At 72.9% G+C, this 21,650-nt stretch carries 19 protein-coding genes and 1 tRNA gene; 13 read left to right on the plus strand and 7 right to left on the minus strand.

Annotated features, from left to right (window positions below; genetic code table 11):
* The first annotated feature begins 8 nt into the window (after positions 1-8).
* Genes mycP through ACIPK4_RS35145 form a run of 4 tightly spaced genes read left to right on the plus strand, consistent with a single transcriptional unit; the run spans position 9 to position 4,811 of the window.
* The gene (gene mycP / locus ACIPK4_RS35130; RefSeq protein WP_402320626.1) at positions 9-1,280 is read left to right on the plus strand and encodes a type VII secretion-associated serine protease mycosin; all 1,272 of its coding nucleotides are present in this window, start codon (positions 9-11) and stop codon (positions 1,278-1,280) included.
* A gap of 1 nt (position 1,281) precedes the next feature.
* Complete coding sequence (locus tag ACIPK4_RS35135; RefSeq protein ID WP_402320628.1) at positions 1,282-1,749, plus strand: hypothetical protein; 468 nt, start codon at positions 1,282-1,284, stop codon at positions 1,747-1,749.
* Between the two features lie 9 nt (positions 1,750-1,758).
* Entirely contained in the window at positions 1,759-4,104 is a 2,346-nt protein-coding gene (locus ACIPK4_RS35140; protein WP_402320631.1) for a hypothetical protein, read from the plus strand.
* 44 nt (positions 4,105-4,148) lie between these two features.
* Positions 4,149-4,811 (plus strand): hypothetical protein, encoded by a 663-nt coding sequence (locus tag ACIPK4_RS35145; protein ID WP_402320634.1) that lies wholly within the window; start codon positions 4,149-4,151, stop codon positions 4,809-4,811.
* Positions 4,812-4,880: 69 nt separating this feature from the next.
* On the opposite strand, the gene ACIPK4_RS35150 is transcribed toward ACIPK4_RS35145, so the two are convergent.
* Positions 4,881-4,952, minus strand: a tRNA-Cys gene (locus tag ACIPK4_RS35150).
* Positions 4,953-5,131: 179 nt separating this feature from the next.
* Here ACIPK4_RS35150 and ACIPK4_RS35155 point away from each other — a divergent pair.
* The 5 genes from ACIPK4_RS35155 (at position 5,132) to ACIPK4_RS35175 (ending at position 10,934) form a co-directional block, all read left to right on the plus strand.
* Positions 5,132-6,616, plus strand: coding sequence for an MFS transporter (locus ACIPK4_RS35155; RefSeq protein WP_402320637.1), 1,485 nt, complete (start codon positions 5,132-5,134; stop codon positions 6,614-6,616).
* A gap of 61 nt (positions 6,617-6,677) precedes the next feature.
* Entirely contained in the window at positions 6,678-7,022 is a 345-nt protein-coding gene (locus tag ACIPK4_RS35160; RefSeq protein ID WP_402320666.1) for a type II toxin-antitoxin system death-on-curing family toxin, read from the plus strand.
* Between the two features lie 117 nt (positions 7,023-7,139).
* A complete protein-coding gene (locus tag ACIPK4_RS35165; protein ID WP_402320639.1) occupies positions 7,140-8,924 on the plus strand; it encodes a DEAD/DEAH box helicase in 1,785 nt (594 codons plus the stop codon).
* Between the two features lie 504 nt (positions 8,925-9,428).
* Positions 9,429-10,070, plus strand: coding sequence for an IclR family transcriptional regulator (locus ACIPK4_RS35170; protein WP_054222485.1), 642 nt, complete (start codon positions 9,429-9,431; stop codon positions 10,068-10,070).
* Positions 10,071-10,136: 66 nt separating this feature from the next.
* Positions 10,137-10,934 (plus strand): PDZ domain-containing protein, encoded by a 798-nt coding sequence (locus ACIPK4_RS35175; protein ID WP_376205040.1) that lies wholly within the window; start codon positions 10,137-10,139, stop codon positions 10,932-10,934.
* Here ACIPK4_RS35175 and ACIPK4_RS35180 read toward each other — a convergent pair.
* The 4 genes from ACIPK4_RS35180 to ACIPK4_RS35195 all read right to left on the minus strand — a co-directional run bounded on the left by ACIPK4_RS35180 (position 10,864) and on the right by ACIPK4_RS35195 (position 13,791).
* On the minus strand, positions 10,864-12,216 hold the full coding sequence (locus ACIPK4_RS35180; protein WP_402320643.1) for an MFS transporter: 1,353 nt from the start codon (positions 12,214-12,216) through the stop codon (positions 10,864-10,866). The genes ACIPK4_RS35175 and ACIPK4_RS35180 overlap by 71 nt on opposite strands.
* Complete coding sequence (locus ACIPK4_RS35185) at positions 12,213-12,437, minus strand: hypothetical protein (protein ID WP_402320646.1); 225 nt, start codon at positions 12,435-12,437, stop codon at positions 12,213-12,215. Before ACIPK4_RS35185 ends, ACIPK4_RS35180 begins: the two co-directional genes overlap by 4 nt.
* A gap of 116 nt (positions 12,438-12,553) precedes the next feature.
* A complete protein-coding gene (locus ACIPK4_RS35190) occupies positions 12,554-13,099 on the minus strand; it encodes an ArsR/SmtB family transcription factor (RefSeq protein WP_402320669.1) in 546 nt (181 codons plus the stop codon).
* A gap of 221 nt (positions 13,100-13,320) precedes the next feature.
* Positions 13,321-13,791, minus strand: a complete 471-nt coding sequence (locus tag ACIPK4_RS35195) for an Lrp/AsnC family transcriptional regulator (RefSeq protein WP_054222482.1) — start codon at positions 13,789-13,791, stop codon at positions 13,321-13,323.
* A 129-nt stretch (positions 13,792-13,920) separates the two neighbouring features.
* Here ACIPK4_RS35195 and hppD point away from each other — a divergent pair, with 129 nt between their 5' ends.
* The gene (hppD, locus tag ACIPK4_RS35200) at positions 13,921-15,075 is read left to right on the plus strand and encodes a 4-hydroxyphenylpyruvate dioxygenase (RefSeq protein ID WP_402320649.1); all 1,155 of its coding nucleotides are present in this window, start codon (positions 13,921-13,923) and stop codon (positions 15,073-15,075) included.
* A gap of 75 nt (positions 15,076-15,150) precedes the next feature.
* Here hppD and ACIPK4_RS35205 read toward each other — a convergent pair whose 3' ends face one another.
* Positions 15,151-16,698, minus strand: coding sequence for a hypothetical protein (locus ACIPK4_RS35205; protein WP_402320652.1), 1,548 nt, complete (start codon positions 16,696-16,698; stop codon positions 15,151-15,153).
* Between the two features lie 105 nt (positions 16,699-16,803).
* On the opposite strand from ACIPK4_RS35205, the gene ACIPK4_RS35210 reads away from it, so the two are divergent.
* Positions 16,804-18,186: an FAD-binding oxidoreductase gene (locus ACIPK4_RS35210; RefSeq protein ID WP_402320672.1), complete on the plus strand. Its 1,383-nt coding sequence runs from the start codon at positions 16,804-16,806 to the stop codon at positions 18,184-18,186.
* A 140-nt stretch (positions 18,187-18,326) separates the two neighbouring features.
* On the opposite strand, the gene ACIPK4_RS35215 is transcribed toward ACIPK4_RS35210, so the two are convergent.
* Complete coding sequence (locus tag ACIPK4_RS35215) at positions 18,327-18,806, minus strand: SsgA family sporulation/cell division regulator (protein WP_402320655.1); 480 nt, start codon at positions 18,804-18,806, stop codon at positions 18,327-18,329.
* Between the two features lie 268 nt (positions 18,807-19,074).
* Here ACIPK4_RS35215 and ACIPK4_RS35220 point away from each other — a divergent pair, with 268 nt between their 5' ends.
* A complete protein-coding gene (locus ACIPK4_RS35220; RefSeq protein WP_402320658.1) occupies positions 19,075-20,661 on the plus strand; it encodes an RDD family protein in 1,587 nt (528 codons plus the stop codon).
* Between the two features lie 99 nt (positions 20,662-20,760).
* On the plus strand, positions 20,761-21,507 hold the full coding sequence (locus tag ACIPK4_RS35225; RefSeq protein WP_402320660.1) for an RDD family protein: 747 nt from the start codon (positions 20,761-20,763) through the stop codon (positions 21,505-21,507).
* Positions 21,508-21,650 lie beyond the last annotated feature (143 nt).

Consider the following 21,650-nt stretch of genomic DNA (forward strand, 5'->3'; position numbering starts at 1 on the left):
GTCGCCCGATGCGGATGCGTCGGACGACCTCGGCCCTGGTCGGCCTGCTGCTGGCCTGGGTCGCCGGGGCTCCGGCCGCCCACGCCCAGAGTGCTCGGCCGGAGCAGTGGCATCTCCGGGCCATGCAAGCCGACCAGATGTGGAAGGTCAGCACCGGCCTCGGCGTCACCGTCGCCGTCATAGACACCGGCGTCGGCCGGATCCCCGAGCTCGACGGCCGGGTGGTCCGCGGCAAGGACTTCTCCCACGGCTATGAGGGCGACGAGCGCACCGACTACGGCGATCACGGCACCGGTATCGCCGCCCTCATCGCCGGCACGGGCAAGCGTCCGACGGGCGGCGGGGCGTTCGGGCTGGCGCCAGGGGCCACGATCCTTCCGCTCCGTGTCTCCGAGGGCGGCGGAAACCTCCGCCTCCACCAGTCGATCGCAGAGGCGATCCGGTTCGCGGCGGACTCGGACGCCAGGGTCCTGAACGTTTCCTTCGGCGGGCCCGGCGCGAGCGAGGAACTCGACGCCGCAGTCCGGTACGCACTGGACAAGGGCAAGCTGATCTTCTCCTCGGTCGGCAACGACGGGGACGGCCCCAACGAGGTCATGTACCCCTCCGGTTCGCCGGGTGTGGTCGGCGTCTCGGCTGTCGGCCCGGATGACGCCGCGACCAAGGAGTCCCAGCACGGCCCGCAGGTCGATCTGGCCGCCCCCGGCGTCGATATCGTCACCGGATGCGCCGACGAGTCCGGCTCCGAGTCCGGCTCCGGGTCCGGCCCCGATGCCGGGTCCGATGTCGGGTCCGGCTCCGGTTCCGGCCCTGACACCGGGCTCTGCAGTCATCACGGCACCAGCGACGCCACCGCCCTCGCCTCCGCGTCCGCCGCCCTGCTCTGGTCCGTGCACCCCGACTGGACCAGCAACCAGGTCCTGCGCGTCATGCTGAACACCGCCGCCGGGCCCGGCAGCCGTGGCGGGCGCAACGACTACGTCGGCTACGGCGTCGTACGTCCCCGTACCGCCCTGCTCGCCGCCGACCCCGCCGCCGATCCAGCGCCCGACCCCGCGGCCGATCCCGCCCCCGGCCCCGATCCCGCCGCCGACCCCGGTCCTCCGGACCTCTACCCGCTGCCCGACCTCGCGGCCGCCGAGGCGGGAGGTGCGTCAGCCGTGCTCGCCCCGGCGTCCGCCTCCCACGGGCTCATCCCGTGGGGCGTCCTCGGGATGGGAGTCTGCCTGCTCGTCGCCGGAGCCGTAACCACCAGTGCAGTTCAACGTGTTAGACGGTGATGTGACACAAGGACAACAGCAGGCGACGTCGTTCGACGAGGAATGGTCCACCGCGCGCGCCACCGCCGCGGCCAACGTCTCGATGCGGCTCGATCACGTGCCCACCGACCCCGACCCCGGCGGCGGATTACGCAGCGGCACCGGACGCGGTGATCTGGAGATCGACCAGGATCACATCGGCGCCGTCGGATCCGAGGCGTACCGGCTCCACACCCGGCTCCTGACCGACGGAAGGCACGCCGCGACGGCCTCGGCCGAGGCGGCCGGCGCGCTCGGCAGGGAGGGCTTCGCGAGCGGCGCCGCGCTGGCGAAGGCCAACGCCACCTGGGAGAGCCAGGTGAAAACGCTGGTCGCCGCCTGCGCGAACATCTCCAACGGTCTCCACTACTCGCTCTCCTCCCACGCCAAGGACGAGCAGCAGCTCCACGCCGACTTCACGGCCTCCGCCCTCGACACGTACCTGAAGTAGGCGCCCACGATGCTGACGTACGAGAACGTGCTCAACGCGCCCGTCGACAAGCTCCGGACGGCCGTCACCGACTGGAAGGCGATGGCCGACAGGCTGGCCGAACTCGCCGAGTTGGCCCGCGACGGGATGAAGGCGAAGTCCGACAAGGCACGGTGGAGCGGGGTCACCGCGGGTGTGGCCAGGCCGTTCATCGACAAGACGGCCAAGGAGTTCGACGACGCGGCCCAGGAGGCCAAGGGCGTCCACACGGCCCTGTCCGAAGGACTCGCGGTCTTCAAGGCGTCCAAGGAGCAACTGCAGAAGATCGCGTCCGAGGAGGCGCCCGCGGCCGGCTTCCAGGTCGGTGCCGACGGCAGGGTCTGCGCCACTCCGCTCGCCACCGAGGCGGACCGGAACGCGGCGCGCCACGATCCCGACTACCAGCAGTCCATCCGGGAGAACCGGGGGCTGTGGCAGAAGAAGATCGACGACATCATCGACAACTGCGACGACGTCGACCGGTCGCTCGCCCGCATGCTGGCCGCCAACGTCATCGACGCCCACGACTTCAGCGGGCCCGCCTACGCGAGCCTCGACGCCGAGCAGGCCGGCCGCGCCACGGCGCTGGCGAGGAGGGGGCGGGACCTGAGCCATGCCGAACTCACCGAGCTCAACGAGCTGCTGGCGGACAACGCCGAGGTCCCCGCGTTCTCCAGGGACTTCTACGCGGCCCTCGGACCCAAGGGCGCGCTCCAGTTCTTCGGGTACATGTCCACGGACACCCACGACTACGCGAAGCTCGACGAGCAGCGCCTCCAGGACGTCCAGGCGCTGCAGCGGAACCTGGGGCTCAACCTGGCCACCGCCACCGACTCCGGCAACGAGCCGCACCTGCCCGACGGGTTCGCGCAGGAGCTGCGCAGGCTCGGCACCCAGCACATCCCGCTCGCCAGGTACGACCAGAACCCGCCGTACGGGTACCAGCTGCTCGGCGGCATCATGCGGTACGGGAACTACGACCCGAAGTTCCTGGTCCCCATCGCCGAGCACGCCGCGCAGATCCACGCCAAGGACCCGGACTTCTTCAACGGGACGCGGCAGCTGACGGGCTACGGCAGGAACATGCTGAACCCGTCCGGGGTCAACGGCGCCGGCTACGACCCGGTGGTCAGCTTCCTGGAGGCGTTGGGTCACAGCCCGGAGGCGGCCCGGCAGTTCTTCGACCCCGATCGGTCCCCGCACGCGTACGACCGGGACGGCACGGAGCGGCCGGGGCCGGCGGACCTGGGCAAGGGCGCCGACAAGCAGCCGGTCGGAAGCTACCTCGACTTCTTCGGCAACGCGAAGTACGACTTCACCATCGACACGGAGGGCACGAACCCGGACGACCTGAAGAGGGTCCGCCAGTACATGCCGGACGCCCTGGGCCACGCCCTGGAGGCGGCAACCCTCGGCCACGCCTGGGACGACCCTGCCCCCGAGCTCCACCGGACCGACATCGGGGCGCGGGTGATGAAGGAGGTCGTCGAGAAGTACGGTGCTGACGCGGCTCTGCTCAAGGCACACGAGTCGCTCGCGGACAGCGTGGGCAACATGACCGCGGGGTACATCGACGACGTGAACCGCGCGATGGCCGACCAAGTGGGCGAGAGCGTCTTCGAGCCCAGGGCCGGGGCCCACGGCCATGTTCAGCTCAAGCTGGTGGACGCGCGAAACCTCCTCAGCGCGCTGGGACAGCACCCGGACGCCTACGCGACGGTGTCCACCGCCGAGCGGCTCTATTCCTCCAGCGTGTTGGAGACGCAAGGCTTCCACGACGGTCGGATCGACGAAGGCCGGGCCCGTGCCGCCATCCGTACGAGCGCCGAAGTCCAGGGCATGCTGGACGAGTCCCGGGCCGACCAGGTCATCGCCCAGGGCGAGAAGAAGCACGAGGAGTACGAGAAGGCTCACGCGAAGCAGTCGGCCTGGGTGGAGTTCGGCACGACCGCGGCCGTCGCCGCCGGGGTGGCCCTTCTGCCCGCCACGGCGGCGGCGGCCGGCGCGGCGGCGATCCTGGTCCCGCTGGCGGTGGACACGGGCAGCAGCGCGGTGGAACAGGTCGCTTCCCAGGTGGTCGGCGAGTGGTCGGACGGCGCGGTGGAAAAGCACAAGGACGACAACGACGCGAAGACGCACGCCACCAACAAGGAGATGTACCAAGCGGGCGAGCACAGCGCCAAGGCGCCGATGAAGGAGTTCATGAAGCGCCACGCGATCGCTCCGACCAGCGTCCTGGGCAATGAACTGACCGAGTCGATGCTGTCCGGCTACCAGGCGGGCAATGCGCGTGCCGAGCAGCAGGGACATGCCCCCGAGACGGACAAGAAGGAGTGACGGCGGGACGGAGGCCGTCGCATCCGGGGTCCACGGCGCTCGGGGTGCTGCTGCTCGGACTGCTGGCCGCGGCGTGCAACGGGTCCACGGAGAATGAAGCCTCGATTCCGGCCGAGCCCGAGGAGATCTCGGCGGTACAGGTCTGCGGCGGCCTCGTCTCCGCAGCTGCCGCACCGGCATTGGAGAGGGTGCTGGAGTCCTCCCGTTTCGTGCTCCGCGACGAAAAGGAGAACACGGACGCCCTCTCGGTCGGGAAGGCCCTGGCCAGCGCCTACCGTGCAGGCGAGAGGGTGCGGGACACGTCGATCCCCGAGTGCGACATCTCCGGAGCACTCAAGCCAGTCGAGTCCGACAGGTACTACCCGACGGCCTACCTGCGGTTCCGCGCCACCAGCAAGAAGGCCGGTGTACCGGACTACATGCCGGGAGCCGAGGACGAGGGCACGATGGTCTGGTCGACGTTCCGCGCGTACGAGATCGCATTCGACTGCGTGAGTCCCCGCATCGGCTCCACGCGCGAGGTGCCCCTCCGGATCGCTGCTCAGTTCCGTAGCGAGTGGGACAAGGGGCAGGCGAGCGAATCCGTCCTCGCCCCCGACTACGCGACGCTGGCGCACTCCGCGGCTCTCGCGATCGCCGAGGAGCTGGGCTGCGACGCCCAAGGCGGCCTGCCCGCACGGCCGGAGGGTCTGCCTGCGGCGGAGTGAGGTGACCCCGGCGCACGGGGAAACGGCGCAGACCGCCCGGAGTGCGCCTGTCCAGGCGGTCTGCGTCAGAAGCCGTGACCGGAATCGAACCGGCGTAACTCGCTTTGCAGGCGAGTCCCTCAACCACTCGGGCACACGGCTGTGGGGTGGTGACGAGTACGACCGTACGGGCGGGGGCCGGGGGCCGGAAGGGGAGCGCGTGGGGTGCAATGCGAATGCCATGCCGCGTTCACAGTTCCCGGGGCCTAGGACTCGCGGCCGACTCGGGATCCGCCGAATTGACAGGGGCGCAACCGGGGCGCGGGCCTTACCCTGGGGCGATGAGTGCCCTTGAACCCCGCGTGCCACAGCGCAGTGTGCCCGTCCCGTCCCAGCCGCAGGGCGGGATCCTGGGGTCCGCGTACCGGACGCTCAGCATCGGGATCATCTCCGTCATCTTCCTCATCGCGTTCGAGGCGACCGCCGTGGGCACCGCCATGCCCGTCGCCGCCCGGGAGCTGGACGGGATCGCGCTCTACGCCTTCGCCTTCTCCGCGTACTTCACCACCAGCCTGTTCGGCATGGTGCTGTCCGGGCAGTGGGCCGACCGGCAGGGGCCGTTGCGGCCGCTGACCGTCGGGATCGGGGCGTTCGCCGCCGGGCTCGTGTGCGCCGGCACCGCGGGCGACATGTGGGTGTTCGTCCTCGGGCGGGCCGTGCAGGGGTTCGGGGGCGGGCTCGTCATCGTCGCCCTCTACGTCGTGGTGAGCCGCGCGTACGAGGAGCGGCTGCGGCCCGCGATCATGGCCGCCTTCGCCGCGAGCTGGGTGGTGCCGTCGATCGTCGGGCCCCTGGCCGCGGGGACCGTCACCGAGCACCTCGGCTGGCGCTGGGTGTTCCTCGGGATACCCGGCCTCGTGGTCGTGCCGCTCGTCGTCGCGCTGCCCGCGATACGGCGGACCGCGTCCGGCCCGGTGGACACGGGCGCGCCGCCCGCCGCCTTCGACCGGCGGCGGATCCGCCTCGCCTTCGGGATCTCGCTCGGGGCCGGGCTGTTGCAGTACGCCGCCCAGGACCTGCGGTGGCTGTCGCTGGTGCCGGCCGTCGCGGGCGCGGCGCTGCTGGTGCCCGCCGTACGGGGGCTGCTGCCGCGCGGCACGTACCTCGCCCGGCGCGGGCTGCCTTCGGTGGTGCTGCTGCGCGGCGTGGCGGCGGGGTCGTTCATCGCGGCGGAGAGCTTCGTGCCGCTGATGCTGGTCACCCAGCGGGGACTGAGCCCGACGCTGGCCGGGTTCTCGCTCGCGGCGGGCGGGCTGACCTGGGCCGGCGGCTCGTGGCTTCAGTCGAAGGGCCGGATGGCGCCGTACCGGGAGCGGTCGATGGTGCTGGGGATGGTGCTGGTCGCGGCCGCCATCGCGGGTGCGCCGGCCGTGCTGATCCAGTCGGTGCCGGTGTGGACGCTGGCGCTGGCCTGGGCGGTGGGCTGCCTCGGCATGGGGCTCGTGATCGGGTCCACGAGCGTGCTGTTGCTGGAGCTGTCCGCGCCGGAGGAGGCCGGGGCCAATTCCGCCGCGCTGCAGATCTCCGACGCCCTCGCGAACGTGGTGCTGCTCGCGGCCGGCGGCGCCGCGTTCGCCGTGCTGGGCGGGGGAGCGGTGGGGGCCGGCCACGCCGTGTCGGAGGGCGCCGGCGGCGCCACCCACCCCGCCGCCTTCCTGGTGGTGTTCCTGCCGATGGCCTGCGTGGCGCTGGTCGGTGCCTGGGTCGCGACCCGCCTGGACCCCCGGCCCGCGCCCGCCCCCGCCGAACCGGCCCCCACCCCCTGACCCGCCCCCCCGCTCGAGCCGCCGCACCCGCCCCGCCGCCCGCCTCGCCGAGGTCGCCGACCTGGCCGGCCCGGCCTGTCTGGCCAACGGGCAGCGGGCCGAGCTGCGCGACCGCGGGCTGCTGGAGTCGGCCGTGCACCGGCCGCGGGCCCGCATGCTGGGCGCCGCCGCCTACACCGACCTGTACGAGCAGGCCGCCGCGCTGCTCCACGGCATCGCGGTGAACCATCCCCTCGTCGACGGGAACAAGCGCACCGCCTGGCTCGCCGCCGCGACCTTCCTCGCCGTGAACGGGGTCGATCTCGGGGGCGTCGACCAGGACGCCGCGTACGGGCTGGTCATCGACGTCGCGGCCGGCGTCGAGGCCGATGTCGCGGGTATCGCCGAGCGGTTGCGCCGGATGTGACGCTCGCCGCACCCGCCGAGGTCACGGGCCTGTCCCTCCCCGAGGGGCCGGCCGGCCCCGGTAAGGTGGCCCGGTTGTCCTACGTACGACCGCCGCCGAGAGCCCGAACCGGAGACCGTGACTACTACCGCCTCCCACCACCTCTCACCCGCCTTCCCCGGCCGTGCCCCCTGGGGTACCGCCAGCAAGCTGCGCGCCTGGCAGCAGGGTGCGCTGGACCGGTACATCGAGACCCAGCCGCGGGACTTCCTCGCGGTCGCCACGCCCGGCGCAGGCAAGACGACCTTCGCGCTGACGCTCGCGTCCTGGCTGCTGCACCACCACGTGGTGCAGCAGGTGACCGTCGTCGCCCCGACCGAGCACCTGAAGAAGCAGTGGGCCGAAGCCGCCGCCCGGATAGGCATCCGGCTGGACCCGGAGTACTCCGCCGGGCCGCTGAGCAAGGACTACCACGGTGTCGCCGTCACGTACGCCGGCGTCGGCGTGCGCCCGATGCTGCACCGCAACCGCTGCGAGCAGCGCAAGACGCTCGTCATCCTCGACGAGATCCACCACGCCGGTGACTCGAAGTCCTGGGGCGAGGCCTGCCAGGAGGCGTTCGACCCGGCGACCCGGCGGCTCGCGCTGACCGGTACCCCCTTCCGGTCCGACACCAACCCCATTCCCTTCGTCACGTACGAGGAGGGGAACGACGGGATCCGGCGGTCGTCCGCCGACTACACCTACGGCTACGGCAACGCCCTCGGCGACGGCGTCGTGCGGCCCGTGATCTTCCTGTCCTACAGCGGCAACATGCGCTGGCGCACCAAGGCGGGCGACGAGATCGCCGCCCGGCTCGGCGAGCCGATGACCAAGGACGCCATCTCGCAGGCCTGGCGCACGGCGCTGGACCCGCGCGGCGACTGGATGCCGAACGTGCTGCGCGCCGCCGACCAGCGCCTCACGGAGGTCCGCAAGGGCATCCCGGACGCGGGCGGGCTCGTCATCGCCTCCGACCAGGACTCGGCGCGCGCGTACGCCAAGCTGATCCGCGAGATCACCGGTACGAAGGCCACCCTGGTGCTCTCCGACGACACCGGCGCCTCGAAGAACATCGACACCTTCAGCGGGAACGACGACCGCTGGATGGTCGCCGTCCGCATGGTGTCCGAGGGCGTCGACGTCCCGCGCCTCGCCGTCGGCGTCTACGCCACGACCATTTCGACGCCGCTGTTCTTCGCGCAGGCCGTCGGCCGCTTCGTGCGGTCGCGCAGGCGCGGCGAGACGGCTTCCGTGTTCCTGCCGACCATCCCCTATCTCCTCGGCTTCGCCAACGAGATGGAGGTCGAGCGTGACCACGTCCTCGACAAGCCCAAGAAGAAGGGCGACGAGGACCCCTACGCCGAGTCCGAGAAGGAGATGGACGAGGCGAACCGGCAGGAGGACGAGGACACCGGCGAGGACGAGCAGATGTCCTTCGAGGCGCTGGAGTCCGACGCCGTCTTCGACCGGGTGCTCTACGACGGCGCCGAGTTCGGCATGCAGGCGCACCCCGGCAGCGAGGAGGAGCAGGACTACCTGGGCATCCCGGGCCTGCTGGAGCCGGACCAGGTGCAGATGCTGCTCCAGAAGCGGCAGTCGCGGCAGATCGCGCACAGCCGCCGCAAGCCGGACGCCGAGGCGGACCTGCTGGAGCTGCCCGCCGACCGGCGGCCGGTGGTCTCGCACAAGGAGCTGCTGGAGCTGCGGAAGTCGCTGAACACGATGGTGGGCGCGTACGTGCACCAGAGCGGCAAGCCCCACGGGGTGATCCACACCGAGCTGCGGCGGGTGTGTGGCGGGCCGCCGAGCGCGGAGGCGACGGCGGGGCAGCTGCGGGAGCGGATCAAGAAGGTGCAGGAGTGGGCCACCCGGATGCGGTGACCCCGCCCGGCCCCGCCCCCGCGGCCTCCGTGGCCCGCGCCCCGCGGCCCCGGGCTCCGCAGACCGTCCCGGGCCGCCGTTTCCGTCGACCGTTCGTACGAAGCTCCGCCCACCCGCACCGCGCGGGCGTGCGGAGCTTCGTACGGAACGCCGTCACGTTCCGTGCCCGTCCCTCGGGCCGCGTCCGGCACCGCCGGGGCGGGTGGCCGTCGGTGGCGTCGGCGGATCGCACAGGCCCACCCGGCCCGCCGAGGTGACGAATCGACCCCGTAGGCGATCGTGAAACGACACAAAGGGGTAGTTGGCGCCCGGATTCTGGACGAGGCCTTCCGCTGAGCGGACCCGCTCGCTAATGTCCCCGCATCGAACGCCCCGTGGCAGCGCCGCCGCGGGAGCGCAGCCGGTGCCATGGCCGCTACCGGCGGCCTCTCGTGCGTCGCCGTGGGACCGGCGACGCATCCACCCAGAGAGTCACCGCCGCTCACCGAGAGAGGGAGAGGCGTCGTGACCGCGGAAACCTCCCAGACTCTGGACCGAGGACTCAGAGTCCTCAAACTGCTTGCCGACACTGACCACGGTCTGACCGTCACCGAGCTCTCCAACCGCCTCGGTGTGAACCGCACCGTGGTCTACCGCCTGCTCGCCACCCTCGAACAGCACGCGCTGGTCCGCCGCGACCTCGGCGGCCGGGCCCGCGTCGGGCTCGGGGTGCTGCGGCTCGGACGGCAGGTGCACCCGCTCGTGCGCGAGGCGGCCCTGCCCGCGCTGCGGTCCCTCGCGGAGGACATAGGCGCCACCGCGCACCTGACGCTCGTCGACGGCACCGAGGCACTCGCCGTGGCCGTCGTGGAGCCGACCTGGACCGACTACCACGTGGCCTACCGGCCCGGCTTCCGCCACCCGCTGGACCGGGGCGCGGCCGGGCGGGCCATTCTGGCCGCCCGTCAGGGCACGCTCATCGAGCCCGGTTACACCCTGACCCACGGGGAGCTCGAAGCCGGCGCCAGCGGCGCGGCGGCGCCCCTCGTGGGCATCACGGGGCTGGAGGGCAGCGTGGGCGTCGTGATGCTGGCCGACGCCGTACCGGAGCGGGTCGGCCCGCGCGTCGTGGACGCGGCCCGGGAGGTCGCCGACGCGCTGCGCTGACGCCGCAGCGGGCGCGTGCCGCCCGGCGGGGGCGGGTCCGGCGGACGCGCCCGATAGATTGACCGGGTGCTCTCTCGCCTCACACGTCTGCCGCGTCCCGCCGCCCTGGCCGTCTGCGCCGTGCCCGTGCTCGGGCTGTTCGCCGTAGCGGCCTTCGCGCCGCTGCCCTTCGTGATCGCCCAGCCGGGCCTCACGGCCGACGTGCTCGGCGCCCGCGACGGCAAGCCCGTCATCTCCGTGACGGGCGCCCCGAGCCGGCAGACCACCGGCCAGCTCCGGATGACCACCATCCAGGCCACCGGTCCCTCCACCACCGTGAAACTGCCCGAGCTGCTCGACGACTGGTTCGACAGCAGCCGGGCGGTCATGCCCAAGGAAGCGGTCTACCCCACGGGCGGAAGCGACAAGGAGATCGAGGCGCACAACCTGGAGCAAATGGCCAAGTCGCAGTCGACCGCCACCCAGGCCGCCCTCGGCTTCCTCCACAAGGACCCGAAGGACGTGAAGGTCGACCTCAACCTCGCCGACGTGGGAGGGCCGAGCGCCGGCCTGCTCTTCTCCCTCGGCATCGTCGACAAGATCGACGGCGACGGCAGCGGCGGAGACCTCACCGGCGGCCACACCGTCGCCGGTACGGGCACCATCAGCGCGGACGGCAAGGTCGGCGCCGTCGGCGGCGTGGCCCTGAAGACCCAGGCGGCGCGGCGCGACGGGGCGAGCGTGTTCCTCGTACCGGAGGCGGAGTGCTCCGACGCCCGCTCCGAACTCCCGGAGGGGCTGCGGCTGGTCCCCGTCACGACGCTGACGGACGCGGTGCAGTCGCTGCGCGCGCTGACCCGGGGGGAGCAGGTTCCGTCCTGCTGACGCCGGCGGAGCCGACGGAGCCCGCGGGTTCCGGTGCGGGTGCGGGTTCGGGTTCGGGTTCCGGTGCGCGCTCCATCGTGCGCCAGGCCGGGAAGACCAGCGGCGCGAGTGTGGCCAGCAGGTACGTGCCGCCGAACAGCAGCAGCGCCCCCGTCACGCCGATCCCGTCGGCCAGCAGGCCCGCGGCGAGCCCGCCGAGCGGCATGGTCAGTTCGCAGCCCGCCGTGGTCACGCCCGCGACGCGGCTGCGCAGCCCGTCCGGGACCCGCTCGTAGATCACGGAGCTCAGGATCGGGTTGAGCACGCCCGCGCCGAGCCCGGACAGGGCCATCGTCACCGCGAGCGGCAGCGGGGTGTCGGTGAAGGCGGCCACCAGGTAGCGCGGCGCACCGCACAGCACGAAGGCGGCCGTGTAGACGGTCCTGCGGGAGAACCGCTCGCCCCACGCCCCGTAGAGCAGGGCGCCCAGCAGCGCGAAGCCGCCGAAGAGGGAGACGAGCAGGCCGACCGCGGTGGCGCCGCCGAGGGCCTCGCGGCCGTGCACGGGCAGCAGGACGGCGGACCAGCCCTGGTCCAGGCCGTTGGTCATCATCACCATCAGGGTGATCCCGGCCAGCAGCCGGGCGCGGGTCAGGAAGGTCCAGCCCTCCGCCAGTTCGGCCCGGTAGCCGGCGAAGGACATCTTCCCGGCGGCCGACTGCGGTTCGGCGGCCGGGACCCCCCGCAGGAACGCGGTGACCAGCAGCGCGGAGACCGCGAAGGTGGCCGAGTCCACCAGCAGGGCCGACTCGGCGCCGAAGGCCGCGATCAGTACGCCGGCCAGCGCGGCCCCGATCATCCGGGCCCCGCGGGAGACGGCGTCGTACAGGCTCGCCGCCCGGCCCACGGTGGTGCCGGCGTGCTCGGCGAGGCTCGGCAGCAGGACACCGCGGGCGGTCAGGCCGGGTGTGTGGACGAGACCGCCGACGGCCATCAGCGCACACAGCATCCAGAACTCCAGCACGCCCGCGTAGTGCAGCAACGGGATCGAACCGACGGACAGGGCGCAGATCAGGTCGGAGGCCGCCGAAACCCGGCGGCGGCCGATCCGGTCGATGACGGGGCCGCCGACCAGGGCGGCCACGATGACGGGCAGGGTGGCGCAGAAGGCGACGACCCCGGCCCGGCCGGCGCTGCCCGTGGTCTGGAGCACGAACCAGGGGACGCCGATCAGGGTGAGGGAACTGCCCGCGATGGAAACGGTGTTGGCGGCCAGGACGGCCGCGAAGGGCCGCCGGCTCATGCGGCGGCGTGCGGTCCGCGGGCGATCCCGGCGTGCAGGTGCGCGGGCTGCATCAGCCGGATCCCGGCGCAGACGAGGGCCTCGCCGATCCGGTTGCGCAGGGCAGGAGAGGCCGGGGCGCCTGAGCGGGCGAGGCGCCAGGCGGCGGCCTCGGCGGCGAGCGCGGAGGTACGGGCGGCGTGCGCCTCGGCGTGTATCTCGGCGGACGGGAAGGCGTGCACGGCAGGACTCCTTCTGCGGGATGCGAGGGGGTGCGAGGGGATGCGAGGGGCAGGCGGGGCGGGCGGCGCGGGCGGGGCGGTGGCGCGGGTGGGGCGGGCCGCCTGGACGGGCCGGACTACTCGGCGGCGCGCGGGAACGCGTGCGTGTGGAAGCGGACCGTCTCGCTGTCCTGCGAGGGCGGAAGGTCGCGGTAGCTGTTGATCAGGTCGTGGATCTTGCGGTTTAGTTCGACCGCCTGGTCGGCGGTCAGGCGCAGTGTGAAGTCGCTGAGGTCCGAGGCGCGCCGCCATTCCCGGGGCCAGTTGTGGGCGGTGCCGAGCCAGGTGCCCATCTCCTGCGTGTGGGTCGTCGCGATCTCGTGCAGGAACAGGTCCGCCGCACCGCGCGTGGCCGGGTCCTCGGCGAACGCCAGCTCCTCGTCGAACCCGGTGCCGTCGTGGACGGCCCGCCACCAGCGCTCGCGGCCCTTGCCGTGCTCCGGTGCGTCCTCGACGAACCCGTGCGCGGCGAGCTGGCGCAGGTGGTAGCTGGTCGCGCCGCTGGACTCCCCGAGCCGTTCCGCCAGCTGTGACGCGGTGGCCGGACCGTCGTGGCGCAGGGTGGCCAGCATGCGCATGCGCAGGGGGTGGGCGAGGCCGCGCAGGGAGCGGGCGTCGAGCATGCGCACTTGGGGTTCCGGCGGCAGCGGCGGCTCCGGCGGCCCGGGAGGGAGCGGTGGCTCCGGAGGGAGCGGTGGCTCGGGCGGCAGTGGTGGTTCCGGGGAGTGCGGTTCTGCGGGTTCTTCGGGCATGGCACCACCGTAGAGATACAAAGACTCCTATGCAAGGGTTTCTTTGCAACGTCTTCTTTGGAAGCCTGCCCGGGCGGCGGCGGCCGGACGGCTCAGTCCTCGTGCGCCGCCTGCTCCACCAGGGGGATCACCCGCAGCGGCACCGGGTTCTCCATCACGATCGCCGTCGAGGCCCGCACGATCCCCTCGAAGCCGACGACCCGGTCGATCACCCGCTGCAGGTCGGCGTTGGACCGGGCGACGAGCCGGCACAGCATGTCCCCGTGCCCGGTGGTCGTGTGCAGCTCCAGTACCTCCGGCACGCCGTTCAAGTGCGCCCGCACGTCGGCCCCTTGGCCCTGCTTGATCTCCAGCGTCGCGAACGCGGTCACCGGGTACCCGAGGGCCGCCGGGTCCACCTGGGGGCCGAAACCGCGGATGACCCCGTTCGACTGGAGCCGGTCGAGGCGGGCCTGCACGGTGCCGCGGGCCACGCCGAGCCGGCGCGAGGCCTCCAGGACCCCGATCCGGGGCTCGCGGGCGAGCAGGACGATGAGCCGGCCGTCGAGTTCGTCGATACCCATGGAAACCTTCCCTCGATCCCCTGGTCATACTGCACAGATCTCTCCATCATCCTGCGGCCAAGCTGATCAGTCTGTACAGCAGAAATCGAAACTATTGCGCAGCTTGTGGATCGGCGGGACTCTGCGGTCATGACTGAGTCTTTGGTGAACCCGGAAACCGCCCCCCACACCGCGCGTGAGGCAGACCCCTTCCCGGTGAAGGGCATGGACGCGGTCGTCTTCGCCGTGGGCAACGCCAAGCAGGCCGCGCACTACTACTCCACCGCCTTCGGCATGAAGCTCGTCGCCTACTCCGGACCGGAGAACGGCGTCCGCGAGACGGCCAGCTATGTCCTCACCAACGGTGCCGCGCGCTTCGTGCTGACCTCGGTCATCAAGGCGGCGACGGACCACGGCCGCTTCCTCGCCGAGCACGTCGCCGAGCACGGCGACGGCGTGGTCGACCTCGCGATCGAGGTCCCGGACGCGCGGGCCGCGTACGCGTACGCCGTCGAGCACGGCGCGCGCGGCCTGGACGAGCCGTACGAGGTGAAGGACGAGCACGGCACGGTCGTCCTCGCCGCCATCGCCACCTACGGCCAGACCCGCCACACGCTGGTCGAGCGCAAGGACTACACCGGCCCCTACCTGCCGGGCTACGTCGCCGTCGACCCGCTGGTCGAGGGACCGGCCAAGCGCACCTTCCAGGCCATCGACCACTGCGTCGGCAACGTCGAGCTCGGCCGGATGAACGAGTGGGTCGCGTTCTACAACAAGGTCATGGGCTTCACGAACATGAAGGAGTTCGTGGGCGACGACATCGCGACCGAGTACTCGGCGCTGATGTCGAAGGTCGTCGCGGACGGCACCCTCAAGGTCAAGTTCCCGATCAACGAGCCGGCGATCGCGAAGAAGAAGTCGCAGATCGACGAGTACCTGGAGTTCTACGGCGGCGCCGGCGTCCAGCACATCGCGCTCGCCTCGAACGACATCGTCGCGACCGTCCGGTCGATGCGGGCGGCGGGCGTGGCCTTCCTGGACACCCCCGACTCGTACTACGACACCCTCGGCGAGTGGGCGGGCGAGACCCGCGTCCCCGTGGAGACCCTGCGCGAGCTGAAGATCCTCGTCGACCGTGACGAGGACGGCTACCTGCTGCAGATCTTCACCAAGCCGGTGCAGGACCGGCCGACCGTGTTCTTCGAGATCATCGAGCGGCACGGCTCGATGGGCTTCGGCAAGGGCAACTTCAAGGCCCTGTTCGAGGCGATCGAGCGGGAGCAGGCCAAGCGGGGCAACCTGTAGGTCACGGCGTGAGGGCCCCCGCGCCGGTATCGGCGCGGGGGCCCGGCCGTTCCCGCCGCCGGGCCCGGATCCGGCTCAGGTCCTGGCCGGCGGGCCCGGATGCCCGGACGGCTTGGGTTTCGGGGCCGGCTGCTTCGGCTTCGCCGCCGCCGGCTTAGGTTTCGCCGCCTTCGGGAGCTCCGGCGCCACCCACGGGGTGCGCGGCTGCATGTTCTCCGGGCCGCCCGCCGGCGGCTGGCCGATCGACGCCAGGGCCTCCTTCGCCAGGGGGACCCGCACGGGGGAGAACCGCGGGTTCGTCCGCAGCGCCTCCTCCAGGTGGCGACGCGCCCCGGCGTCATCGCCGAGGCTCCGCTCGATCATCGCCCGGTGGAACGCGAACTCCGCACTGCGCACCCCCCGGTCCGTCGACTTCTTCGCGTACTCCAGCGCCGCCGGGTCATCGCCCGACTTGTGCAGCGCCCACGCCAGCGCATCCGCCACCTGCATGCCCTTGTGCCGCGACCACTCCTGCGTCAGCCGCTGCACGGCCACCGCCGGATCCCCGTGGTCCGCCTCGAACAGGCCGAGGACCACCGCCTCGTTCACCCCGTCCGCCGCGCCCCGCGCAGCGGCCGCGCGCAGCATGTCGTACGGGACCTTCGCCTCGTCGCCCCGGCCCAGCGCGTCCAGCAGCTCGCCCAGCTCCAGCGCCAGCCTCGGCACCTGCGCCCGGCCCAGCGCCATCCGGTAGTCCCGCACCGCCTCCCCGCCCCGGCCCAGCCCCGCCAGTGCCCGGGCCCGGCCGCCCAGCGCCTCCGCCTGCGCCGGGTCCGCCCGCAGCGCGCCCTCGTACTGGCGCAGCGCCTGCGCCGCGTCCCCCCGCTCCCAGGACAGCTCCCCGAGCCGGAACAGCACGTACGCCTTCTCCGCCGGAGACTTCGCCGCACCCCCGGCATGCTCCATCGCCATCGTCGCGTCCTCGCGCCAGCCGCGGTCCCGGTAGACCTGCGAGGCGCGGACGAACGCCGCCAGCCCCGGCCGCAGGTCCAGCAGCTGCTCCATCGACCGCTCGGCGCCCTTGTAGTCGCCCAGGCCCGTGTACGCGTCCACCAGCACGGGGTACGCCGTCCACCGCTTCGGCGCCTGCGCCCGTACGAGCTCGCCCCACTTCTTCCCCGTACCGAAATCACCCCGGGCGTTGGCGAGCGTGCCCATGCCCGTCATCGCGTCGAGGTTGCCCTTCTCGGCCGGGCGGATCTCCAGCGACCGCTTCAGCGCCTTCTCGGCCTTCGGGTACCAGGCGGGCTCCGCCGTCCGGCGCGCCTGCTCCAGATAGGCCGCACCGAGCACCGCCCAGGACGCGTCGTCCTTCGGGTGCCCCGCAACCCACTTCTCCCGGTCCGCGACCAGCGCCGTCAGGTCCACCGCAGCGGCCGGCGCCCCCATGCCGACCGCCGACGCGGCCCGCTCGGTGGGCCCGGGCGGTCGGGCGTCGTCACCCTGGCGGGCCGGGCGGATCAGCAGCGCCCCGGCGATCAGGACGACCGCGATCCCGGCCGCCACGAGCGTCTTGCGGCCGGTGAAGGTCACGGGTGGCGCGGGCCGCTGTGCTTCCTCGTCGATACGGTCGATACGGTCCATGGGGTCACTGTGCGTCAATATGAAGAGTTCGCCGAGGTGTCCGAAGCCCGTCGCGGCCGTGTTCACACCGATGGCCCCGAATGCCACGCTGGGCCCATGGATGTCATGGACGACGATCTCTCCGTACGTCTGCGCACGAGCCTCCTCCAGGGGCTCCCCGCCGAGGCCCTCCTCACCGACCGCGAGGTGACCGCCTCCTACGCCACCGACATGGCGAGCTTCTGCGCCGCCGGCACCCCGGCGGTCGTGGCCCTGCCCCGCACCGTCGAACAGGTGCAGCACGTCCTGCGCACCGCCACCGCCCTGCGGGTCCCCGTCGTCCCGCAGGGCGCCCGCACCGGTCTGTCGGGCGCCGCCAACGCCTCCGACGGCTGCATCCTGCTCTCCCTCGTCAAGATGGACCGGATCCTGGAGATCAACACCGTCGACCGCACCGCCGTCGTCGAACCCGGGGTCGTGAACGCGGTGCTCTCACGGGCCGTCGCCGAGCGCGGCCTCTCCTACCCGCCCGACCCCTCCAGCTGGGAGCAGTGCACGATCGGCGGCAACATCGGCACCGCCTCCGGCGGACTGTGCTGCGTCAAGTACGGGGTCACCGCCGAGTACGTGCTCGGCCTCGACGTGGTCCTCGCCGACGGGCGGCTGCTGCGCACCGGCCGGCGCACGGCCAAAGGCGTCGCCGGGTACGACCTCACCCGGCTCTTCGTCGGCTCCGAGGGCAGCCTCGGCGTCGTCGTGCAGGCCGTCCTCGCCCTGCGCCCCGCGCCGCCCCGGCAGCTCGCGCTCGCCGCCGAGTTCCCCTCGGCCGCGGCCGCCTGCGCCGCCGTCTGCGCCGTCATGGAGGCCGGACTGACCCCCTCGCTGCTGGAACTGATGGACCGTACGACCGTGCGCGCCGTCAACGCCCTGGGCAGGATGGGGCTCCCCGACTCCACCGAGGCCCTCCTCCTCGCCGCCTTCGACACCCCGCACGCGCCCCGGGACCTCGCCGCCGTCGGCGACCTGTGCACGGCCGCCGGGGCCACCGCCGTCGTACCCGCCGAGGACGAGGCGGAGTCCGAACTGCTGCTCCGGGCCCGCCGGATGTCGCTGACCGCCCTGGACGCCCTGCGCCCCGCGACGATGATCGACGACGTCTGCGTACCGCGTTCGCGGCTCGCACAGATGCTGGACGGGACGGCCGCCATCGCCCGGACGTACGACCTGCTCATCGGGGTCTGCGCCCACGCCGGGGACGGCAACACCCACCCGGTGGTCTGCTTCGACCCGGCGGACGAGGACGAGACGCGCCGGGCCCGCGAGTCCTTCGACGCGATCATGGAGCTGGGGCTGTCCCTCGGTGGGACCATCACCGGCGAACACGGGGTCGGGGTGCTCAAGAAGGAGTGGCTCGCCCGCGAACTCGGGCCGGTGGGAATGGAGATGCAGCGAGCGGTCAAGCACGCCTTCGACCCGCTCGGCCTGCTCAACCCCGGCAAGCTCTTCTGACCACCTTTCCGGCCACCTTTCCGGCCACCCTTCCGGCCACCGTTGCGACCACGCTTCCGGCCGCCCGCCCGGTACACCGGACGCGCCGGATCGGCCGGGTATGACACGCACGGAGTGCACCAGGCGCAGACGCCCCCGCATCACAGCTCGCCCTCCGACGACTCGTCCGACGGCCACGGGTCCCGCATCCACAGGTCGTCGGCCGGGGTCGGCGCGAGCAGCTCCGCCAGCGCCTCGTCCAGGCCCAGCCGCTCGGCCTCGCTGCCGGGCGGCACCAGGCGCAGGGTGCGCTCCAGCCACGCCGACACCGCGGCCGCCGGGGCCTCCAGCAGGGCGTCGCCGTCGGGGGAGGTGAGCGCCATGCAGAGGACGGCCTTGTTGTCGACCTTGCTGGGCCAGATCCGGACGTCTCCGTGGCCGCACGGACGGAACACCCCCTCGACCAGCAGCTCGCGGGCGAAGGTCCAGTTCACCGGGGTGCTGGAGCCGGTGTGGAAGGTGATGTGCACGGCGTACGGGTCCTCCGTCAGGTAGACCAGCCGGGCCGGGACGGCGATGCTGCGCTCGGGGGACAGGACCAGCTTGAGTTCCAGCTCGCGTTCGACGACGGGGTGGTGCATGGCGGCCTCACTTCGGTTCTCCGGTTCGTGTCGTGGGGCCGGGACCGCGCCCCACGTCCGGAGAGAGCACCGATGTGCCCGGGTATGACGCGACTTCGCGCACCGAACCGCGGATTGGCCGGATCCTGTGAGGTGGCTGAAAACGGCCGTAGGGTGCGAGGTTCGCTCAAAGGCTTGGATTCTCCCGTTACCGGACCTGTCGGGGCACGGTTCTTGGCTATGGTCCTCCCCTTGCACAAGCCTCAAGCCACGATCGGAGTTGGGGACATTGACGGCCTCCCCTGGTGACGGCGAGCACGCGGCCCGCGAGGGCTACTACCCCGATCCGTCCATCCCCGGGTTCGTCCGGTACTGGAACGGCCGCAACTGGGTGCCCGGTACGAGCCGCCCCGCCGCCCGGTCCGACGAGACCGGCCCGGTGTTCCTGGACGAGACCGGTGTGACGGAGGCGCTGCCCGATCCCGAACCCCGGCCCGGACCCCGGCGCGAACCCCGGCCCGGATCACGTGTTGAACCCCGCTCCGAACCCGTCGCACCGACCCCTGCGGTGGCACCCGCACCCGCACCCGCACCTGAGGCCGCATCCGCCCCGGCCTGGCAGGCCGATCCCCTCCACCAGTCCGGCTTCGGCGGCCCCCGGGACCACCGCGTCTCCTGGGGCAACCCCCCGCAGCCGGAGCCCGACGACGCGGGACACGCGCCCGCCCGTCCGGCGGGGATCTCGCTGGGCCGCGGGCCGCGCCCGGAGCCGCTGGACGAGGCGGACCGGGCGGAGCGCGGGCCGGGGGTGTCCTTCGCCCGTACGCCGGCCGCCGCGGCGGCGACCGCGGAGCGGTTCCCCGCACAGGCGGCGGCGGCCCGGAGCTCCGCCGACGCCGTGGGCATCCTGTCGGCCCGGTCCCCGGCCGCCCAGGCCCCCGCCCCGGCCGTGGCGCCCGCTCCCGCGCAGGCCGCGTGGCCCGATGCGCCGGGCGGCAGCGCCGGGTCCGGGCTCACCTCCTCGTGGCCGCAGTCCCCGCCACGGCCCGACGCGCCGGTCCGGCCCGAGCCGGAGCCCGAACCCCCGGCGGTCGAGCAGGCCGCCCCCGACCGCGCCGCCGCGGACGCGTACGCCGCCGGGGTCAGACCGGCTCCGGCGCCCCGGGCGACGCCCGCGCCGCCGGCGGACCGTGCCGGGGCCGGGCAGGCCGGGCAGGCCGAGCCCGCCGGGAAGGCCGGATCCGCCCCGGCGCCCCACCGCACCGCGCCCGCCCCGGTGGACAGCGCCGCCGGATCCGCCGCCCTCGCCGCAGCGGCCGCCGAGGCCCCGGCGGACCAGCCGGCGCCCTCTCGGGCGGCCGTACCCCCGCCCACCGGGCGGGCCGTCTTCGAACGGATGGCGGAGCGGGCCGTCCGCCCCGCGGGGCTCGTCCGCCGGGCCGCTGCACGCCTGCTGGACACCCTCGTGCTCGCCGCGGTCGCCGCGGGCACGGCCCGGCCCCTCGTCCCCGCGGCCACCGCCCACCTGGAGGCCAAGGTCGACGCCGCCATGGGCAGCGGCCGGACCACCACCGTGTGGCTGTTCGACGCCACCATCGCCGGATACCTCGGCATCGTCCTCGGCGCCGTCCTGCTCTTTGGCGTCCTCTACGAGGTGCTGCCCACCGCCCGTTGGGGCCGGACCCCGGGCAAGAAGCTCCTCGGGGTGCGCGTGCTCTCCGCCGCCACGCTCCGCCCGCCAACCTTCGGCGCGGCCCTGAGCCGCTGGCTGGTGTACGCGTTCCTCGGGCTGCCCGGCAGCCTCTGGTGCCTCGGGGACGGGCCCCGCCGCCGGGCCCTGCACGACCGGGCGGCCGGAACGTACGCGGCCCGCTGAGGCCTGCCCGCGGCCCGGGCCCGCAGCCGCCGGGGCCCCCGTACCCCGAACGGACGCCGTCCCGTTGCGGGGTCGGCGGAGCCGGGTTCGACTCGGGCCATGAGTACCGATCAGCCGCCGCCGGGCGAGCAGCCCGAGGACGACCCGTTCCGGAAGAGGCCCCAGGAGCCGACGCCTCCGTCGGGCGGTTCACCGTACGACCGGCCGCCGGGCGGGCAGCCGCCCCCGCCGCCGGGCGGCCCGTACGGCGGTGGGGGCGCAGGTGCGGGCGCAGGTGCGGGCGGCGGCGGATACCCGCCCCCGCCACCCCCGCCGCCGGGGGGCCCGTACGGCAGCGGCGGCTACGGCATGCCCGATCCGCTCGCCGGGATGCCCCCGCTGGCCGACTTCGGCAAGCGGCTCGCCGCGCGCATCATCGACGTGATCATCGTGGTGATCCCGCTGTTCCTGATCCAGCTGGCGTTCGGCACGAACCGGTACGTGGTCGAGACGAACAAGGGTGAGGACGTCAGCGAGGTCTTCACCAAGTCGTACAGCGGCTCCGGTCTGATCATGACGCTGATCTCGATCGTCCTGTACGTCGGCTACGACTGGTGGTTCACGAAGAAGGACGGCCGGACCATCGGCAAGAAGGCGATGGGCCTGCGGGTCGCGATGCTCAACGACGGCAGCGTGCCGCAGTCGGGCCCTGCCCTGTCCCGGGCCGCGGTCCTCTGGCTGCCGACGCTGATCTGCTGCTTCTGCCTGTGGCCGCTGGCCCTGATCGTGTCGATGCTCGTGGACAAGCCGTACAAGCAGGGGCTCCACGACAAGGTGGCCAAGACCGTGGTGGTGAGAGCGGCGTAGGCGGACAGCGCCTGGTGCTGTGACCGGCAAAACTTTCCGGTCACAGCGCTAGTAGTGCTTGGTCAGGTTGGGGCTGGTGTGGGTATGCCGCGGTAGCAGGTGGGGCAGACGCCGGTCCATGTCGCGAGGAGGGTCTGCAGCTC

This window comes from Streptomyces sp. NPDC086989 (assembly GCF_044745505.1).
GTDB lineage: Bacteria > Actinomycetota > Actinomycetes > Streptomycetales > Streptomycetaceae > Streptomyces.

Excerpts from the sequence above, each read along its gene's own strand:
- ACIPK4_RS35180 (WP_402320643.1), bottom strand. The coding sequence starts at position 12,216 with ATGAGCCGGCGGCCCTTCGCGGCCGTCCTGGCCGCCAACACCGTTTCC.
- hppD (WP_402320649.1), top strand. The coding sequence starts at position 13,921 with ATGACTGAGTCTTTGGTGAACCCGGAAACCGCCCCCCACACCGCGCGT.
- ACIPK4_RS35215 (WP_402320655.1), bottom strand. The coding sequence starts at position 18,806 with ATGCACCACCCCGTCGTCGAACGCGAGCTGGAACTCAAGCTGGTCCTG.
- ACIPK4_RS35205 (WP_402320652.1), bottom strand. The coding sequence starts at position 16,698 with ATGGACCGTATCGACCGTATCGACGAGGAAGCACAGCGGCCCGCGCCA.
- ACIPK4_RS35195 (WP_054222482.1), bottom strand. The coding sequence starts at position 13,791 with ATGGGTATCGACGAACTCGACGGCCGGCTCATCGTCCTGCTCGCCCGC.
- ACIPK4_RS35190 (WP_402320669.1), bottom strand. The coding sequence starts at position 13,099 with ATGCTCGACGCCCGCTCCCTGCGCGGCCTCGCCCACCCCCTGCGCATG.
- ACIPK4_RS35210 (WP_402320672.1), top strand. The coding sequence starts at position 16,804 with ATGGACGACGATCTCTCCGTACGTCTGCGCACGAGCCTCCTCCAGGGG.
- ACIPK4_RS35140 (WP_402320631.1), top strand. The coding sequence starts at position 1,759 with ATGCTGACGTACGAGAACGTGCTCAACGCGCCCGTCGACAAGCTCCGG.
- ACIPK4_RS35225 (WP_402320660.1), top strand. The coding sequence starts at position 20,761 with ATGAGTACCGATCAGCCGCCGCCGGGCGAGCAGCCCGAGGACGACCCG.
- ACIPK4_RS35155 (WP_402320637.1), top strand. The coding sequence starts at position 5,132 with ATGAGTGCCCTTGAACCCCGCGTGCCACAGCGCAGTGTGCCCGTCCCG.
- mycP (WP_402320626.1), top strand. The coding sequence starts at position 9 with ATGCGGATGCGTCGGACGACCTCGGCCCTGGTCGGCCTGCTGCTGGCC.